The 17998-nt window shown below is 69.0% G+C and carries 19 protein-coding genes; 14 read left to right on the forward strand and 5 right to left on the reverse strand.

Going from position 1 to position 17998, the window contains the following annotated elements:
* The first annotated feature begins 1 nt into the window (after position 1).
* The 12 genes from QHF85_RS20620 to QHF85_RS20675 all read left to right on the forward strand — a co-directional run bounded on the left by QHF85_RS20620 (position 2) and on the right by QHF85_RS20675 (position 12460).
* Positions 2-586 carry a sigma-70 family RNA polymerase sigma factor gene (locus QHF85_RS20620; RefSeq protein WP_281328954.1) on the forward strand — a complete coding sequence of 195 codons (585 nt, stop codon included), beginning with the start codon at positions 2-4 and terminating at the stop codon, positions 584-586.
* Between the two features lie 48 nt (positions 587-634).
* On the forward strand, positions 635-1819 hold the full coding sequence (locus QHF85_RS20625; protein WP_281328955.1) for a thiolase family protein: 1185 nt from the start codon (positions 635-637) through the stop codon (positions 1817-1819).
* A gap of 4 nt (positions 1820-1823) precedes the next feature.
* Positions 1824-2681 (forward strand): MBL fold metallo-hydrolase, encoded by an 858-nt coding sequence (locus tag QHF85_RS20630; RefSeq protein WP_281328956.1) that lies wholly within the window; start codon positions 1824-1826, stop codon positions 2679-2681.
* Positions 2682-2748: 67 nt separating this feature from the next.
* On the forward strand, positions 2749-3954 hold the full coding sequence (locus QHF85_RS20635) for a hypothetical protein (RefSeq protein ID WP_281328957.1): 1206 nt from the start codon (positions 2749-2751) through the stop codon (positions 3952-3954).
* 16 nt (positions 3955-3970) lie between these two features.
* Positions 3971-5473 (forward strand): metallophosphoesterase family protein, encoded by a 1503-nt coding sequence (locus tag QHF85_RS20640; RefSeq protein ID WP_281328958.1) that lies wholly within the window; start codon positions 3971-3973, stop codon positions 5471-5473.
* A 134-nt stretch (positions 5474-5607) separates the two neighbouring features.
* A complete protein-coding gene (locus QHF85_RS20645) occupies positions 5608-6492 on the forward strand; it encodes a hypothetical protein (RefSeq protein WP_281329089.1) in 885 nt (294 codons plus the stop codon).
* A 69-nt stretch (positions 6493-6561) separates the two neighbouring features.
* Positions 6562-7671 (forward strand): molecular chaperone DnaJ, encoded by a 1110-nt coding sequence (gene dnaJ / locus QHF85_RS20650; RefSeq protein ID WP_281328959.1) that lies wholly within the window; start codon positions 6562-6564, stop codon positions 7669-7671.
* Between the two features lie 84 nt (positions 7672-7755).
* Positions 7756-8574, forward strand: a complete 819-nt coding sequence (locus QHF85_RS20655) for a pyruvate, water dikinase regulatory protein (RefSeq protein WP_281328960.1) — start codon at positions 7756-7758, stop codon at positions 8572-8574.
* A 61-nt stretch (positions 8575-8635) separates the two neighbouring features.
* Positions 8636-10318, forward strand: a complete 1683-nt coding sequence (locus QHF85_RS20660; RefSeq protein WP_281328961.1) for an IgGFc-binding protein — start codon at positions 8636-8638, stop codon at positions 10316-10318.
* A 132-nt stretch (positions 10319-10450) separates the two neighbouring features.
* Positions 10451-10873 carry a hypothetical protein gene (locus QHF85_RS20665; protein ID WP_281328962.1) on the forward strand — a complete coding sequence of 141 codons (423 nt, stop codon included), beginning with the start codon at positions 10451-10453 and terminating at the stop codon, positions 10871-10873.
* 20 nt (positions 10874-10893) lie between these two features.
* Positions 10894-11754 (forward strand): DUF6544 family protein, encoded by an 861-nt coding sequence (locus tag QHF85_RS20670; RefSeq protein WP_281328963.1) that lies wholly within the window; start codon positions 10894-10896, stop codon positions 11752-11754.
* A 304-nt stretch (positions 11755-12058) separates the two neighbouring features.
* Positions 12059-12460 (forward strand): hypothetical protein, encoded by a 402-nt coding sequence (locus QHF85_RS20675; RefSeq protein WP_281328964.1) that lies wholly within the window; start codon positions 12059-12061, stop codon positions 12458-12460.
* Between the two features lie 92 nt (positions 12461-12552).
* On the opposite strand, the gene QHF85_RS20680 is transcribed toward QHF85_RS20675, so the two are convergent.
* From QHF85_RS20680 to QHF85_RS20695, 4 genes are read right to left on the reverse strand one after another with little or no spacing between them, the layout of a single operon-like run.
* Positions 12553-14124: an FMN-binding glutamate synthase family protein gene (locus QHF85_RS20680; RefSeq protein WP_281328965.1), complete on the reverse strand. Its 1572-nt coding sequence runs from the start codon at positions 14122-14124 to the stop codon at positions 12553-12555.
* 36 nt (positions 14125-14160) lie between these two features.
* A complete protein-coding gene (locus tag QHF85_RS20685) occupies positions 14161-14772 on the reverse strand; it encodes a hypothetical protein (protein ID WP_281328966.1) in 612 nt (203 codons plus the stop codon).
* Positions 14769-15365 (reverse strand): hypothetical protein, encoded by a 597-nt coding sequence (locus tag QHF85_RS20690; protein ID WP_281328967.1) that lies wholly within the window; start codon positions 15363-15365, stop codon positions 14769-14771. Before QHF85_RS20690 ends, QHF85_RS20685 begins: the two co-directional genes overlap by 4 nt.
* Positions 15335-15907 (reverse strand): hypothetical protein, encoded by a 573-nt coding sequence (locus QHF85_RS20695; protein WP_281328968.1) that lies wholly within the window; start codon positions 15905-15907, stop codon positions 15335-15337. Before QHF85_RS20695 ends, QHF85_RS20690 begins: the two co-directional genes overlap by 31 nt.
* Positions 15908-15976: 69 nt before the next feature.
* On the opposite strand from QHF85_RS20695, the gene QHF85_RS20700 reads away from it, so the two are divergent.
* Positions 15977-16372 carry a hypothetical protein gene (locus QHF85_RS20700; RefSeq protein WP_281328969.1) on the forward strand — a complete coding sequence of 132 codons (396 nt, stop codon included), beginning with the start codon at positions 15977-15979 and terminating at the stop codon, positions 16370-16372.
* Entirely contained in the window at positions 16359-17192 is an 834-nt protein-coding gene (locus QHF85_RS20705) for a sterol desaturase family protein (RefSeq protein WP_281328970.1), read from the forward strand. The genes QHF85_RS20700 and QHF85_RS20705 overlap by 14 nt, the downstream gene beginning before the upstream one ends.
* Here the strand turns inward: QHF85_RS20705 and QHF85_RS20710 are convergent.
* On the reverse strand, positions 17143-17994 hold the full coding sequence (locus QHF85_RS20710; protein WP_281328971.1) for a thioesterase family protein: 852 nt from the start codon (positions 17992-17994) through the stop codon (positions 17143-17145). The two genes, QHF85_RS20705 and QHF85_RS20710, sit on opposite strands and share 50 nt — an antisense overlap.
* Positions 17995-17998: the final 4 nt, after the last annotated feature.

The following is a 17998-nucleotide window of genomic DNA, read 5'->3' on the forward strand; positions in this document are numbered from 1 at the left end:
CATGCTCGCTCAGGTCCTCGCCACCACGCCCGCCCCCTCGAAGTCTCTTCAGGCCAACTCGATCGAGGAGCTCCGCCGAGGCGTCGCCGCGCTGGCCCCCGAGCTCTTCGGCCGCGCCCTTCGCATGTCGCGCTCGAGCGCCCTCGCCGAGGACCTCGTCCAGGACACCGTCGAGCGCGCCCTCCGCTTCGAGAACCAGTACCGCCCCGGCACGAACCTGAAGGCGTGGGTCCACCAGATCCTCTTCAGCGTCTTCATCACGAAGTGCCGCCGCAACCGCCGCGAGCGCCGCGCCCTCGACGTCCTCTATTCCGACCCGAACGCGTGGACGGCCGCGCCCGCGGTCTCCGAAATGACGGCCCTCTCGCCGCCCACCCTCCGCGCGCTCGAGGCCATCCAGGAGGTGTATCGCGAGGCGCTCATCCTCGTGGACCTCCAGGAGATGTCCTACAAGGACGCCGCCGAGAAGCTCGGTGTGCCCGTGGGCACCGTCATGAGCCGCCTCCATCGCGGCAGGCGCCTGCTCGCCAAGGCCCTCGAAGCCGATCGGGACGCGTCGCTTGTGCAGTGCAACATGTTGGAGTAGTTCGCTTCTCCGGGGCGCGCGCTGCGCCCGAGCCTCCCGGAGGATGCGATGACCTTGCCCGTTCCCGTGTACATCGTCGGCGCCGCCCGCACGCCCATCGGCGCCTTCCTCGGCGCCCTCTCCGCGCTCCCCGCCCCGCGCCTCGGCGCTGTCGCCATCGAAGCTGCGCTCGCGCGCGCGAAGGTCCCGGCCGACCGCGTCGGCGAGGTCTTCATGGGCAACGTCCTCGGCGCCGGCGTCGGCCAGGCCCCCGCGCGCCAGGCCGCCATCTACGCGAACATCCCGAAGAACGTGCCTGCGACGACCGTCGGCAAGGTCTGCGGCTCGGGCATGCAGGCCGTGATCCTCGGCGCCAAGAGCATCGCGCTCGGCGACGCGGAGATCGTGGTCGCGGGCGGCATGGAGTCGATGTCGAACGTGCCGTACTACCTCACGCAGGCGCGCGGCGGCTACCGCATGGGCGACAACAAGATCGTCGACGGCATGATCCACGACGGCCTGTGGGATCCCTACGGCAACTTCCACATGGGCAACGCCGGCGAGCTGTGTGCCAAGAAGTACGAGTTCTCGCGCGAGGCGCAGGACGAGTTCGCCAAGGAGAGCTTCCGCCGCGCGCTCGCCGCGCAGAAGGAAGGCCTCTTCGACACGGAGATCGCGCCCGTCACCGTCCCGCAGAAGAAGGGCGACGCCGTGGTCGTGAAGCTCGACGAGGGCCCGCCGGCCGGCCGGCCCGACAAGATCGGCACGCTCAAGCCCGCCTTCCAGAAGGACGGCACCATCACCGCGGCGAACGCCTCCTCGATCAACGACGGCGCCTCGGCGCTCGTGCTCGCGAGCGAGAAGGCCGTGAAGGAGCTCGGCCTCGAGCCGCTCGCGCGGATCGCCGGCTACGGCGGCGCGGCCCAGGAGCCCGAGTGGTTCACGACGGCGCCCGCGGCCGCCATCGAGAACACGCTTGCGCGGACGAAGCTCACGAAGGAGCAGATCGACGTCTGGGAGATCAACGAGGCCTTCGCCGTGGTCACGCTGGCCGTGAACAAGCTCGTCGGCATCGACAACGCCCGCGTCAACGTGCGCGGCGGCGCCGTCGCCCTCGGCCACCCGATCGGCGCCACGGGCGCGCGCATGCTCACCACGATGATCCACGCCATGAAGGATCGCGGCGACAAACGCGGCCTCGCGACGTTGTGCATCGGCGGCGGCGAGGCGCTCGCCGTCGTGCTCGAGCGGTAGAGACATGGGGCGGCCGTGGCGTGTCACGCTGGGTGTCGAGCGTTTTCCCGCGCTCACGCCCACCTTGCCTCCCGCCACCCACACGAACAGCTACGCGCTCGGCGAGCGGGAGGTCCTGCTCGTCGAGCCGGCGACGCCGTTCGACGACGAGCGACGTGAGTGGCTCGCGTGGGCGCGCTCCCTTTCGAGCCACGGCCGCCACCCCATCGGCATCGTCCTCACCCATCATCACGCCGATCACGTGGGCGGCGCCTGGTTCTTCGCGAACGAGCTCCGCCTGCCGCTGCTCGCGCACCGCGCGACGGCTGCGCGCCTCGCCGAGGAGGTCCGGGTCGATCGCCACATCGAGGACGGCGAGCGGATCGTCCTCGATGGCCCGCATCCCATGCAGCTCCGTGTGCTCCATACGCCGGGCCACGCGCCGGGCCACGTTTGCCTCTTCGATGAGGACACGGGCACGGCGATCGTCGGGGACATGGTCGCGAGCGAGGGCACGATCCTCATCGAGCCCGTGGACGGCGACATGATCGAGTATCTCGCGCAGCTCGATCGCCTCGCCGGGCTCGGCGCGCTCGTCGCGCTCCCTGCGCACGGCGATCCCATCGACGAGCCGACCGCGCTCTTCCGCCGCTACATCGCGCATCGCCTCGGGCGCGAGGCCAAGGTCGTCGCGGCCTTCGCGTCGATGCCTCCTGTGGGCGCGAGCCTCGACGCGCTCTTGCCCGTCGCCTACGCCGACACGCCGCCGCTGCTCTGGCCCCTCGCGCGGATGAGCCTCGAAGCGCACCTGGTCAAACTCGTGCGCGAGGGGCGCGTCCTCCGGACCGCGTCAGGCGATTACCACCTCGCCCCCGGCGCCTGACGCGCTGTCCCACGCCTGACAGGGGTTCCCCGTCGCGGCGCTTCGGCCTAAGCTCGCCGCGGTTTTCATGCGCCGCGCCCTCGCCTTCACTGCGATCTTGGTTGCCGCGAGTGCCTCGGCGCGCGTGACGGAGGCCCAGGTCCGGGTCGCGACCGTGGAAAAACCGGCGGTCGCGCTCGATCTTTATGGGTGGGTTTCGCCGCGCTTGACCGTCACGGCGGGCAGCATCGAAACCCCGGACGAGACCAACGTTCGGTTCAGCGTGCCGCAGGCGCGTTTCGGTGCCGTGGCGACGCTCGGCCGATGGGGCCGGATGCAGACGGAGCTCGACCTCGCGCCCCTCGGAGGGGCGACCCTGTCGCCGCCGACCGTGCTCGACGCATACGTCGTCCTCACGCCCCACCGGAGCCGCTTTTGGGGCATCGATGTCACGCTCGGCCGGTTTCGCGTGCCGATCAGCCGGCAGAATTTGATCCAGCCCTTCGGCCTTCAGACACCCGAGCTCGGGAAATACATCCTGGATACGCCCAACCGGCAAATGGGCGGCATGCTTGGCGTCGATTTTCTGGATCGGGAGATTCGCTTGCTCGCTGGGGTGTTCAATGGTGGATGGGGCGCGGTCCAGCCTCCCCCCTCCGACCCCCCGAAATCGTTCGTGATCGACAAACCGTGGCTCCTTTACGCAGGCCGGATCGAGCTCCAGCCGCTCGGCCCGGCGCCGTCGTTCGAGGGCGACGTGCGGCCGGTGTCGCAAAGGCGCAAGCCGGTCCTGTTGATCGGGGCGAGCGTGCTCCGGACGAGCGCGACGTACGAGGTGTTGCAGGGAGGGGGACCGGCGTCGTTCGGCTCGGGAGACTTCACGACGCACGCGGTCGGCGCCGACGTCGGCTTCTGGTATGCCGGCGCGTCGTTTCATGGCGAATTCTACTACCGGGTCCAGGATGGGAGGCTCGCCGTGCCGTCGAGTTCCCCGCCGACCTCCCCGCCGACCTCCCCGCCGACCTCCAAGGTTCGCTCGCTCGCGGCCCATGCGCAGCTCGGTTATTTTTTACCGTTCGGGCTCCTCCGCGAGCACCTGGAGATCGCCCTGCAGGGGCAATACGTCGAGAGCGATGGGGGGTATCCGAACATCGTTTTCGCCGGTGGAGCCAACGTCTTTTTCGATCGCGGGCACCGGCTCAAGACGCAGCTCTTCTACGAAAACACGAGCATTGTCTGGGGCGACCCTATCAGGTCCCACCGCGTGATGCTCCAGGCAACGGCAGGCTTCTGACGAGGGAGATGGCTTCATGAAGAAAACGATCGCTTCGTATGCATTCGGCCTCGCTGGCCTCGCCGCGCTCGCCGGTCTCGCGCTCCTCGCTCCTGCCTGCGCGGACGAGCCCAACCAGAACCCGCCGCCGCCCCCCGAGCCCGACATCGAGCGCTTCAAGCCCGACGGGTGTGAATTCGAGGTCGCCACCCGCCCCGAATACCTCCATTACCAGCGCGGCAGCGCCAAGGTCTCGGCCGCGCCCGACATCCGCCGCGTCCGCCTCGGCCTCGGCGGCAACGTCGAGGTCGGCTCGCCGGGCCGCGCCGACCCCGCGACCTCCGCGGGCTTCGGCTGGCAGACCGACATGGAGACCCTCGCGAGCGAGATCCAGTGGGGCACCACGCCCGACCCCACGACCTGGCCCGCCGAGAACCGCAAGAGCGGCGTCACGTGGGTGACCCCGGAGGGCCTCATCGCCCCGCAGGGCGACGACCGCATGCACGAGACCTACCTCTGCGGCCTGACCCCCGCGACGACCTATTATTATCGTGTCGGCGGCGGCCCCGCGGGCAAGGAGGTCTGGAGCGAGGTCCATGCCTTCACGACCACGCCGAAGGATCCCGATGCCGAGGTGATCCTCGGCGTCTCGGGCGACGCGCGCGGCCAGGACAACCAGGCCTGGCGCCTGATCCAGCGCCGCATGATGAAGGCCGGCGTCACGGCCGAGCTCTTCTCGGGCGACATGATCAATTTCGCCACCGACCAGAGCGAATGGCACAAGTGGCTCGATCTCGCGGCCAAGGATGCCGACGGCAGCCTGCTCACGCTCGGCCAGATCCTCACGCTCTCGACGCACGGCAACCACGAGAACCACACGACGCATTTCTACAGCAGCGTCGTCCTGCCCCAGGACACCACGAAATTCCCCGAATATAACGAGCTGTTTTATTCGGTCGACATCGGCCCGGTCCACGTCGTGGTCGTCGACGACTTCTGGATCACGTCCCCGACCGGAAAACCCGAATACGCGCCGATGCTGAAGGCGTGGCTCGAGAAGGACCTCGAGGCGGCGAACCAGAATCGCGCGAACGTGCCGTGGATCGTCGGCATGCACCACCACGCGGAGTTCTCCTCGTCGTCGCACGGCACCGACGCGGACGTCCTGCTCGGGCGGCAGTTCTTCGTGCCGATCTGGGACAAGTACGAGGTCGACCTCATGGTCCTCGGCCACGACCACAACTACGAGCGCACGAAGCGGCTCACGGGACCACTCGCCGAAGGCACGCTCGATCCCGTCGTCCAGGACCCGCCCGTGAAGGGCACGACCTACATGGTCTGCGCCGGCGCCGGCGCCGACGCGTACGGCAACGGAACCAGCGTGTGGACCGACAAGAGCGCGAGCTACGACAGCAAGAGCGTCTTCGGCTTCTACTCGTTCCTCAAGGTCGACAAGGCCTCGCTCACCATCGAGTCGCACGAGATCCGGCCCGACGAGACCGACCCGATCATCGACTCGATCACCCTCACCAAGAACTGATCCGCGCCGCCCCGGGCGCTCGCTCTGCCTGCCCGCGCGCGCCGCGCGAGCGCCCTCGTTCATCCCTTGCGCTACTGCAACTCGTTTGCTACTTGATCATCGTTGCTTTTGCGGAGGTGATTCAAGTGAAGCGAATGTGCGGGATCCGTGCGCAGCTCCTCGCCCTCGGAAGTGCGGCGTTTTTCGTCGTCGGATGCGGCGGCGAGGACGGCGCGACGGCCGAGAAGGGCTCGGCTCAGGTGTTCGTCGAGGCCGAGGACACCATCCCGAACGGCCTCGCCGCCGGCATGGGCGACGAGGACATCCAGGACGGCTGGAGCGTCACCTACGACCGCTTCCTCGTCACGATTGGCAACATCCGCGCCTCGCGCTCCGATGCGACGGAGGCGCTCTCCGCGCCCGACGTGTATGTCCTCGACCTGAAGAAGGTCCCCGCGGGCGGGTACGTCGTGGCGAAGTTCGACGACGTGAGCGCGACCCGATGGGACCGCTTCGGCTTCGACCTGCCGAACGCCAAACCCGGCGCCAAGGGCCTCGGGGACACGGCCGAGGCCGACGTCTCGCTCCTCGTCGACAACGGATGGTCTCTCTACATCGCGGGCACGCTCGACAACGGCACCACGCAAAAGACCTTCCGCTGGGGCCTCTCCGCCGGCACCTCGTACGACGACTGCGCCACGGAGGATGAGAGCCCCGGCTTCGCGGTCCCGGCCGGCGGCACGGTGCCGGTCAAACCCACGATCCACGGCGATCATTGGTTCTTCAACAACATCACGGCCGGCGCCGAGGTCACGGCGCGCTACGCCCAGTACATCGCCGACGCGGACGCGAACGGCGACGGCGAGACCACGCTCGACGAGCTGAAGCAGACGCAGGCCGCCGCCGTGTTCCCGCCCGACAAGTACAGCCTCGCCGGCGTCCCGATCGAGACCGCGTACGACTACGTCCTCGCGCAGGCGCGCACGCTCGGCGACTACCAGGGCGACGGCGAGTGCCCGACGCGCAAGGTCCTCCCCTGAGCACGCGCTCGTCCGTTCCGGCCCTCACCCCCCTGGGCCCTCGTCCGGATCGGTGCTATTCCGGCCCCCGTGCGCGATCCCTATGATGTGCTCGGCGTCGACCGCTCGGCGACGCAGGACGAGATCAAGAGCGCCTTCCGCAAGCTCGCCGCGCAGCACCACCCGGACAAGAACCCGGGCGACGACGGGGCGCACCAGCGCTTCAAGGAGATCAACGCGGCCTACCAGATCCTGAGTGATCCGCAGAAGCGCGCCGCGTTCGATCGCTTCGGCCCGATGGGCGCCAACGCCGCGTCGGCGGGCGGGCCCTTCGGCGGCGGCGCCGTCGATCTGAACGACCTCAACATCGACGGCCTCTTCGGCGACCTGCTCGGCGCGCTCGGCATCAAGGTCGGCGACCGCGGCAACCTCCAGAAAGAGATCCGCATCAGCTTCGAAGAAGCGGCGTTCGGCTGCACGAAGGAGATCACGTACGAGCGCGTCGTGCCCTGCGACGACTGCGGCGGCGTCGGCGCGGCGAAGGGCACGCAGACCGAGCGCTGCAGCCTCTGCCTCGGCCGCGGCCGCGTCCGCATGCAGCAGGGCGTCTTCCCGATCGCGATCGAGCGTCCGTGCACGCGTTGCCGCGGCACGGGCCGCATCGTGCTCGACCCCTGCAAACCTTGCCGCGGCGCGGGCATCGTCCCCAAGCCGCGCACGATCGAGGTCACGATCCCCGGGGGCATCGAGAACGGCACGCCCTGGATCGTCGCGCGCGGCGGCAACTGCACGCGCCCCGACCGCGCGCCGGGCGATCTCGAGCTCACGATCCGCGTCTCGCCGCACGAGTTTTTCCGCCGCGTCGGCGACGACGTCGTTTGCTCGCTCCCGATCTCCTTCCCGGTCGCCGCGCTCGGTGGCGAGATCGAGGTCCCCACGCTCGAAGGCAAACAGCGCAAGCTCCGCATCCCCGCGGGCACGCAGCCGGGCGCGGTGGTGCGCGTCAAAGGCCAGGGGGTTACGCGACGCGTCATGGGCGGTCGTGGGGATCAGCTCGTCGAAATCGGCATCCAGATCCCTACGAAGCTCACGGACGAGCAGAAGGAGCTCATCACGCGGCTCGCCTCGACCCTGGGCGAAGTGCCCCAGGAGGCCGAGCATGAGAGTTTCATGGACAAGTTGAAGAACCTTTTTGGGTAGGCTTGTCGTTCGAGCAGCGTGGCTCAAACGACCACGTCAGCGCTCCTCGATCCGACCGAGACGAAGACGAGTATGAGCAAGCCCATGTCCAAGTTCATCGACGTGCTGAGCGACTCGACAGGCGAGACCGCGGAAAAGGTGGTCCGCGCCGCTCTCCTCCAGTTCCCGCAAGCGGGCGTGCAGATCCGCCTGCACACGCGCGTGCGCACGAAGGAGGTCGCGCGTCCGGTCCTCGAGCGCGCCGCGAAGGAAGGCGCGCTGCTCGTGTTCACGGTCGTGAGCCCCGAGCTACGCGAGTTCATCCACTCGGCGACGGCGGAGCTGCGCATCGAGGCGATCGACGTGATCGGCTCGCTCATCGGCAAGCTCGGCACCTTCCTCGATCGCGAGCCGATCAACCTGCCGAGCGCGATGCTGCCGCTCAGCGACGAGTACTTCCGCCGCATCGAGGCCGTCGAGTTCGCCGTCAAGAGCGACGACGGCAAGGAGCCGCGCAATTTCCGCAAGGCCGACATCATCCTCGTCGGCGTCTCGCGCACCTCGAAGACGCCGCTCTCGACGCTGCTCGCGCAGCGCGGCCTCAAGGTCGCGAACCTGCCGCTCGTGCTCGGCGTCCCGCTCCCGCACGAGATCGAGGAGGCGCCGAGCGATCGCATCGTCGGCCTCACGATCGGCCTCGATCAGCTCTGCGAGATCCGCCAGGCGCGCCTGCGCCAGCTCGGCATGCCCCCCGAGACGAATTACGCCATGCGCGAGCACGTGCGCACGGAGCTCGACTTCGCGCACAACATCTTCCGCGCGCACCCCGAGTGGCCGGTCGTCGACGTCACGGGGCGCGCGATCGAGGAGACGGCGGTCATCATCCTGGAGAGCATTCACGAGCGGAACCGCGCCGCCCACTGAACCACGTGGTGCCCCCGATCGCCCTTGTGCCTGAGACGGCGCGGGGCGGATAATCGGGCCCATGACTTCAGCCGGGCTCAAGCAAACAACACTCGTTGCTTTCGCGCTTCTCCTCGTCCCGGGGGCCCTCGCGGTCTCCTGCTCCGCGACGTCGAACCGAAACGAGTTCGGCGACGGCGGCGCGGGAGGGGACGGGCAAGGCCCGGGAGGGCCTGGAAGCGGCGGCGAAGGCGGCAACATCTTCGTCGGCCCCGGCGGCGCGGGCGGCTTCGGCGGCGGTGATCCCGGCGCCGATCCGACGACGTGTGATCAGGCCGCGGCGGCGCGCACGTACATCGGCTGCGACTTCTGGCCGACGGTCGTCGCGAACAACGTCTGGTCGATCTTCGACTACGCGGTCGTCGTCGCGAACGCGGGGGATCAGCCGGCGAACGTCACGGTCACGCGCGGGGCCGAGACCATCGCGACGGCGACGGTCCAGCCGAACGACCTCGCGAAGATCTACCTCCCGTGGGTGCCCGAGCTGAAGGGCCCGGACGCCGACGCCTTCGGCTCGGCCACGCCGCTCTCGAACACGGTGCGCGTGCCGAACGGCGCCTACCACCTCGTCGCGACGCGCCCGGTCACGGTCTACCAGTTCAACGCGCTCGAGTACGGCCCGCAGGGCGGCCCGCCGGGCAAGGACTGGAGCTCGTGCCCCGGCGAGCTCAGCGGCATCGGCTGTTTCTCCTACTCGAACGACGCTTCGCTCCTGCTCCCGAGCACGGCCATGACCGGCAACTACCGCATCACGAGCGCGGCCGGCTGGCCCTCGCCGAACATCGGCGCCTACTTCGCGATCACGGGCACGGTGGACGGGACGAACGTGCAGGTCCAGGTCTCGGGCCTCGGCGACCTCGTCGGCGGCGGTGGTGTCCCGAGCACCGGACCGGGCGGCGTCGCGAGCTTCTCTCTCAACCGCGGCGAGGTCGTCGAGGTCGTCTACTCCCCGTTCGCCGACCCGGCCGGCTCGCAAGTGTACGCGGACAAACCCGTCCAGGTCATCGCGGGCTTGCCTTGCACGCAGATGCCGCTCGGCTCCTCGGCGTGCGACCACATCGAGGAGTCCGTCTTCCCGGCGGAGACGCTCGGCAAGCATTACTTCGTCACGGTCCCGACCTCGCCGGGCGGCGGCCCTGTCGGCCACGTCGTGCGCCTCTTCGGCAACGTGAACGGCACGAAGCTCACGTACGCGGGCGTGACGCCGCCGGGCGCGCCGCTCAGCATCAACGCGGGGCAGGTCGTCGACCTCGGCCAGGTCGGCCAGGACTTCGAGATCACCGGCGACCACGAGTTTGCCATCGCCTCCTTCCAGCTCGGCGCCTCGATCGTCGATCCGTTCGCGAGCGATCAGGCGAAGGGGGATCCTGCGCAGAGCCTCGCCACTGCGGTCGAGCAATACCGCCTGAAGTACATCTTCCTCGCGCCGAACGATTACGACGAGAGCTACGTCGACGTCGTGCAGCCGCTCACGGCGAAGGTCACGCTCGACGGGTCGGAGGTCGGGCAGCCGCCGAGCCCGATCAGCTCGGGCTTCGGCATCGTGCGTCTCCCGCTCGGCCCTGGGAAGAACGGCGCGCACGTGCTCACCGCGACCGAGCCCGTCGGCATCCAGGTCATGGGGTATGGCTCGTACACGAGTTACCAGTACCCCGGTGGGCTGAACCTCGCGACCATCGCCCCGCCCCCGCCCCCGCCCAAGTGATCGGCGGAAAAATCAGTTATTCTCCGACGCACTGTGTCTTTGCGCAGAGTGTTCGTCCTGGGCTTAGGGCTTCTGGGGGCCGTCCTAGCAGGGCTCCCGGCGTGTAAGGATCCGAAGCGTCCGCCGCCCGATGTGGACGGAGGACATGGCGGCGAGGGGGGTTGTCCCGTACGTCCTCCCGAGCCGCTCTTCGTCCTCGACGTTCGCGCGGACGAAGAGCCCCTCCCGCCCGACCTGCGCATCGTCGTCGAGTGGAGCGCCGGCGACGAACCGGCGTTCGACCTGTCCGACGCGACCACGTGGAAGACGCTCGACGACGGCGCGAACTTCGTCTGCAACCTCGATCGAACCAAGCCTCCGCCCACGGATCTCGCCGCGCTCCTGTGCGAGCTCTGGACGAGCGGCCCGGTGAACGTGCTCGTCACGGCTGACGGGTTCGAGCCGCACGCCGAAACGTTGCAGCCCGTGATGAGCGAGCTCTGCGGCACGCCGATGCCGATGGAGGTGGCCATCCTGCTCTCGCGTGCGAAGATGGACGCCGGCGCGACGCCCTGAAAGGAAAGGCGAAGGAGCGGATGGCTTCTCGTGGCGGTGGCAGGTTGATCCCCCGCATCGTCTACGGGGTCACGGGCACGTTGTTCGGCGGCGCGGTTTTCCTCGCGGGCCGGCGGCTGTATGGTGACCACGTCATCCAGCGAAGGTGGCGCGCGCTCCTGCCTCGGCCGAGCGAAGGCCGCTTCGATCCGCGCGAGCTCGACGACCTTCCCGAGCCTGTGGCGCGTTACTTCCGGCATGCGCTCGCGGAGGGGGCTCCGCTCGATCCGGCTGTGCGGATCGCGATTCGCGGCGAGATGCGCCTGTCGCCGACGGACGCGTGGCGACCGATGGAGGCCGAGGCGCTGCTCGCGCCGCCGCGCGGGTTTGTCTGGAAGGCGTCGGTCGGCACGGGAGGCAGCCGCTTCGTGGGGTACGACTGGCTCGAAGGCGAGGACGCGGGCAGCGAGTTTTATGCGATCGGCGCCCTCCCCGTGGCGCATGCGCGGGGGCTCGACGTGCGTCGCTCTGCGGCGGGCCGCCTCGCGCTCGAATCGATCCTCTCGCCGGCGTCGCTGCTCCCTTCGCGTGGGGTTCGCTGGGAGGTCGAGGGGCCTGACGCGATCCGCGCCACGCTGCGCATCGCGGGCGAGCCGCACACCGTGGCGATCTCCATCAACGACGCGGGCGGGGTGCGCTCGGCGAGCCTGCTTCGCTGGTCGAACCAGACCAAGGACAAGCGCTTCACGTGGATCCCGTTCGGCGTGGACGTCGAGGAGGAGCGCAGCGAGGGCGGCCTCACGCTCCCTTCGCGCCTCCGCGTGGCGTACTGGCCCGGCACGGAGCAGCGGTTCGAGTTTTATCGGGCGGAGCAGTGGATCGTCCCCCTCGCAGGCGGTTGAGAGGCGCCGCGAGCGCCCTGGGGCTAGGGAGGAGGACGCAGGAATACTTCAGTATTCCGAGGACGACGACCGACGATCCAGGGCGCGCAGCAAGTTTCTCGACCCCCTGGTGGGTGGATGAATATTTCCCCACCCGGTCCGTTCTTGATCCATCCCCGTATGTTGCGTCTCCTGACGTCCCGGCCCGTAACGACGAAAAATCGCGAGGATACGGTAATTCTTCGCGCTCGTTCCGGGTGTGCAGCGGGCGTTGACGTCTGGCACGGGACGTGCTGAAACGGAATCACGTAGGAGGATGGTCGTCATGAAGAAAGCCCTTTCGCTCGCTGCTGTTGCAATCCTCGCTTTTGCTGGCGCCGCATTCGCGGGCGACAAGTACGACCTCAAGGTCTCGACCGCGTCGGCCAAGTCCGGCAGCAAGGCGACGGCGACCGTCACCATCAAGGCCAAGGGCGCGTATCACGTCAACCTCGAGTACCCGCACAAGCTCGTTCTCACGGCGCCCGAGGGCGTGACCGTCGAGAAGGCGAAGCTCGTCGCCGCCGACGCGAAGGTCTCGAAGGAAGAGCTGAGCTTCACGGTGGTCGCGACGGCCGCCGCGCCCGGCAAGAAGACGATCGAGGCCGAGCTCAAGGGCGCGGTCTGCACGGAGTCGACGTGCGAGCCGTTCGTCGAGAAGGTCTCGATCCCCGTCGAAGCGAAGTGAGTTTTTCGCGGCGCTCTCCGGAGCGCGCGTGAAATGAAAAAAGCGCCGCCCCCCTCGGGCGGCGCTTTCGTTTTCGAAGGTTCGAGCGAGCGTCAGGCCGGCGCGATGACGAGCCCCTCGCGGCCGGGGAGCGCCGGCGCCGGTTTGCCGGCCATGATCGCGGAAATGGCTTCCATGTCCACGACGGAGGGACAGCCCCAGCCGGGCTGATACTCGAATACCGAGGTGGCCGAGCGCGCGTGCAGCCGGTCGTCGAGGATGTCGAGCTCGTCGAGCGTCACGAGCGCCGGATGCGGCACGCCGCAGGCCCGCGCGAGCTGCAAGAGCTCCTTGCGCAGCACGGTTACGTAATTCGCGAATCGCGCCGCCTTGTCCGTCGGATCGAGCCCCCGCACGAGCCAGCGGTTTTGCGTGGCGACGCCCGTGGGGCAATGGCCCGTGTGGCACTCCTGCGCCTGGATGCAGCCGATCGAGAGCATCGCCTCGCGCGCGACGTTGACCATGTCGCAGCCGAGCGCGAACGCGAGCAGCGATGCGTGCGGGAAGCCGAGCTTGCCCGAACCGATGAAGACCACGTTTTCGGCGATGCCGGCTTCGGCGAACGTGCGGTACACGCGGCTCATCCCGATCTTGAACGGCAGCGCCACGTGGTCGCTGAACACGAGCGGCGCCGCGCCCGTCCCGCCCTCGCCGCCGTCGATCGTGATGAAATCGACGCCCCGATCGCCGCGCGCCATGAGCTTCGCGAGCTCGTGCCAGAATTTCTCCTGACCGACGGCCGATTTGATCCCCACGGGCAAACCCGACGCCTCGGCGAGCTTCTCGACGAAATCGAGCATCTCGTCGGCCGAGGAGAACGCCGTGTGCGCGGCCGGGCTGATGCAGGTTTCTCCGATCGGAATGCCGCGGATCTTCGCGATCTCGGCCGTCACCTTCGCGCCTGGCAAGACGCCGCCGAGGCCGGGCTTCGCGCCCTGGCTCAGCTTGACCTCGATCGCGCGGATCGGCGCCGACGCGATCGTCTCGAGGAATCGCTCCATGCTGAAGCGCCCCTGGGGATCGCGGCAGCCGAAATAGCCCGTGCCGATTTGCCAGACGAGATCCCCGCCGTGCCGGTGGTGCGGCGAGACGCCACCCTCGCCGGTGTTCTGCATGCAGCCCGCGATCTTCGCGCCGCGGTTGATCGCCTCGACGGCGGCGCCCGAGAGCGAGCCGTAGCTCATCGCCGAGGTGTTGATCACCGAATTCGCGCGAAATGCCTTCTTCCGGTTCCGCTTGGCGCCGAGCACCTTCGCGCAGGGCACGCGGTAGCCGGGGTCGTAGCCGGGCTCGCCCGCGTGCAGCTCCGGCAGCGGGAAAGCGGCGTGCTTGACGATGAGGTAGTTCGGGCTCTGCTCCAGGTCGTTGTCCGTGCCGAACCCGAAGTAGTTGTTCTCCTTCTTCGCCGACGAGTAGATCCACCGGCGCTGATCACGGCTGAAGGGGCGCTCCTCGTCGTTGTTCGTGACGATGTATTGCCGGAGCTCCGGCCCCACCGCTTCGAGCATGTAGCGGAAATGCCCGATGATCGGGAAATTGCGCAGAATCGCGTGTTTCGTTTGCGTCAGGTCGTAGATCGCGACGGCGATGACGAGGACGGCGAAGACGGCCAGGATGATCCACACGGCGGACGACCTCCGGGGGGGCTCGGGCGAGACAGGCTAACGCTTCTCGGGAGACGGTGTCGAGGGCGCCTTTCGCGCGAGCTCGCCCTCGATCCTCACGAGCGCCTCGTCGATCCAGCGCTCCACCGTGCGCGGGAAGGGCCACATCCAGCCATAATCCGGCCCCGTGAAGCGCCGCACGATCTCCGCCCGTAGCGCGGGGGCGTGGGCCGCGGCGAGGCCCTCGATCTCGGCGACGGCGCGCAGCGTCTCCTCGTACGCCTCCCACTCGAGGCGGGCGCGGAACCAGGCGAGGCCCAACGGCAAGGGCAGGACGCCGTAGAAGAGCACCATGAGGATCCAGCCGTACCGCTCGAATTGCGCGACGTGCACGGCCTCGTGGCGGAGGATCTGGAGCGCGCGCGTGGGCAGCCAGTCGTCGAAATCGTCGGGCACGTAGATCGTGTGGCCGAGCGTGGTCACGTAATGGGTGAGGTACTTGTTCTGGCCGCCGAACGTCACGACCCAGAGGGCCGCGCCGGCGGCCCGCTGGTGCCAGTATTCGGATTTTTTCACGACCCGGATCCGGCGCCGCCTTCGGGCGAATCCTTCGAGGAGCCGCGCGAGCTCCTCGCGTGCCCTCGGGTCTGCGATGTGCGTCGCTTTCACGAGCCCCCTTTCGGCACCTTCACGTCGAGCTTGCCGAGCCGCGCGAGCAGCGGCCCCCGCTCGTCCATCGCCGTCCCGACGAGCGCCCGCGCGGCCTCCTCGTCGAGCGCCGGGACGGGTTTCGACGCGAAGCGCGCTTCTTCCGCCGCGGGGATCTTGAAGATCAGGTGGTAGACGCCGCTGTTCGAGAGCGCGAGCACGCAGGGTTTTCCCTCCACGCCGAGCAGGCGGAGGATCGCCGCGGCCAGAAATCCCGCGGCCGCGCCGGCGAACGCGCCGCCGCGATGGGAGAGCGAGACGTGATGCTCGTGGCCGTCTTCCTCGCCCGCGTTCGCGACCGTGTACGCGACGGCGATATCGGCGGACGTGATGAATGCATTGCCCGCGGCGAACGGATCCGCGGGCGGGCCCAATCCGACGCCCGCGAGCGCGGCCTGCTTGGCGCGATCGAGCCCGCGCGAGATCTCCATCAGGTGATCCGGGGAGAACAGCCGATCGTAGCGCGGCCGCTTCATCGCGAGCCGGTAGATCAGGAACACCACGAGCCCGACGAGCAGCCATTTCAGCATCGCGGCTTGCGCCTCCGCGCCCATGCGCCGAGACAAACCATCCCGCCCGCGGCGAGCGGCAGCGCGGGGGCGTCTCCCGACGCGCCGAGATCACACGAGCAAGCGGCGCCGCGGCGGCGGCCCGGGGCGCTGACGGCGGACGTGGTCTTCGTCATGCACGTCGCCACGATTTCCTGCGTCGAGCCCGGCGCGCAGCCCTTGTCCTCGTTCACGTAGCTCACGGCCTCGCGCCATTCGCCGATCTGATGTCCCCGCATCGAGATGACTCCAGGCGCCACGCACATCCGCACCTCGACGCACCCCTCTCCCGGCTGGCAGGACCTCGCGTCGCGGCAGGCCTTCATGATGCAGCAAGGCCGCGCGCCGGCGTCGCAGACCGCGGGTTCGGAGCCGAGGGGGCAGGTGTCGGGCGCGCAGCCCGTCCCGGCGTGTCCGGTGATGCCGTGGGTCTCGCTGGGGCACGAGGTCGGCGGGGGCGGGACGGCGTCCGCGCGCGCCCACGAGGGCAGGGCGAGGGCGGCGACGAGCGACAGGATCGCCGTCGATCGCGCCTTGGTTCGTTCCATGGCGAGGCATCGTGCGGGTCCGCGAAGGATTCGTCAACGCGCGTGGGGGTCTGCTACGTCGAACGGGCCATGGCTGCTCCTCCGCGCTCCTCGCTCCTCCTTCGCGTGGCCACCCTGATGCTCTCCGTCGGCATTCTTGGCGTCCTCGTGACGCAGGCCTCGCTCTCGACCGGCTGCTCTCGCAGCGAGCCCCCCGCGCCTTCGGCCGTCCCCGAGCCACGCGCCGCCGTCCCGCCGCCCGCGCCGAGCGCCACGCCGGGGCCCATGCCCGCGACCTCCGCTGCCGCGCCGGCGACCACGGGCTCGCTCGACGTGGGTGACGAGATGTTCGGCACCACGAAATCGGGGAAGATCTTCCGGCCCAGCTCCCAGGGCTCCGCGGACCCGAAGGGCGAATCGGGCATCCTTCAAAACGCGCCGGCCCCAAACAACCAAGCCCCCTCGAACGCCCATGCCCCGCAATGAGCTCTCGCAGGCGCTCGACGCGCTCTGGGCCGCGCTCGCGAGCCTCGCCGTGCTCGTGGTGATGTTCGTCCCGCTGGAACGGGTTTTTCCGGCCAGACATCAGCGGATCTTCCGGCCTGCCGTGGGGCTCGACCTCTGCTTCTTCTTCGGGCAATACCTCGTCTGGAATGCCGTCGCGATCTTCGTCGCGCGCGCGGCCTCTGCGTGGATCGGCGGCTACATTCCGGAAGGCCCGCGCGCGTTTTTCGCGGCACAACCTTTCTGGGCCCAGGCCGTCCTCGTGGTCCTGCTCGGCGACCTTTGCGTGTACGGGTACCACCGGGCTTGCCACCGCTTCGATGTCCTCTGGCGGTTTCACGCTGTGCATCACACGAGCGAGCACCTCGACTGGGTCGCGGCGCACCGCGAGCATCCGGTCGACGGCATTCTCACGCAGCTCGCGACGAACCTGCCGGCGCTCGCGCTCGGCTTCTCGCCGCGGGCGCTCGCGGGCTTCATCGTCCTGCGGGGCGCGTGGGCCATCTTCATCCATTCCAACGTGCGCCTGCCCCTCGGCCCGCTGAAATGGCTCCTCGGCGCGCCCGAGCTTCACCACTGGCATCACGCGCGCCTCGAGCGCACGCGGCACAACTTCGCGAACGTCGCCCCTTTCCTCGACGTGATCTTCGGGACGCACCATTGTCCCGCGAAGGACGAGGCGTACGATCTCGGCGTCCCGTTCGCCGCGCCGAAGAGCTACCTCGGGCTCCTCCTCGCGCCGTTCTTGCCGGCTAGCGCGACGGCTTCCGCAGAAACATCGTCTGCGTCGCGTACGCCGTGAGCTTTCCGTCGGCGCCCCACACCTCGGCCTCCGCCGTCGCATAGCCCGCACGCGCTCTCCGCGCCCACACGCTCACGAGCTGCCATTCGCTCGCCGTGGGGTCGAGAAAATGCACCGTGAGGTCCAGGCTCGGCGCGTGGAAATGCGGGCCCTCCGGCCCGAGCTTCTGGCGCAGGGCCGGCGGCATCAGGTCCGCGATCGGCGGGATCGCGAAGGGATCGAGCGTGCCATCCGCGAGGCGCTGCGGGATCTTGTAACGCATCCACCGCGCATACCGGGCAGCGCCCGCGGGCCAGTTCGGCTTCCACCAGACGTGCCCGAGCGCGAGGCGCGAATCGAAATTGTCGAGAAACGGGTATTCACTCCGGCCCGCGACGGAGCGGCGCGGCTCCACGATCGGCGACGCGTCTTCGGGGCTCGGCACGCGCGGCGGCGCCGTGTCGACGAGATCGATTCCTGGCCTCTCGCGGGCGAATGTCGCGCTCACTTCGAGGTCCGTCCCCGGGGACGCCTGCGCGCGGAGCATGGCGCGCGCCTGCACGGCCGCATTGCCGCGGCGGAGTAGCTCCACGCGGACCTCGAGCGGGCCGGGCGGGACGGGATTGCAAAAGAGCGTCGTCGCCGAGACCGGGCGAAAGCTCGTATCGGCGATCGTGGCCTCGATCGCGCGGAGCGCCACCGTCATGAGCACGCCGCCCGAGGGCAGGTTCCAGCTCCAGGCGTCGGGCAGGTTCGTCGTGTAATGCCCGGCCGAGCCGGGGACGGGCGTGACGGCGGTGTCGAGGGCGAGATCGGAGGGCATGGGA

This window comes from Polyangium sp. 6x1 (genome assembly GCF_029946515.1).
Taxonomy (GTDB): domain Bacteria; phylum Myxococcota_A; class Polyangia; order Polyangiales; family Polyangiaceae; genus Polyangium.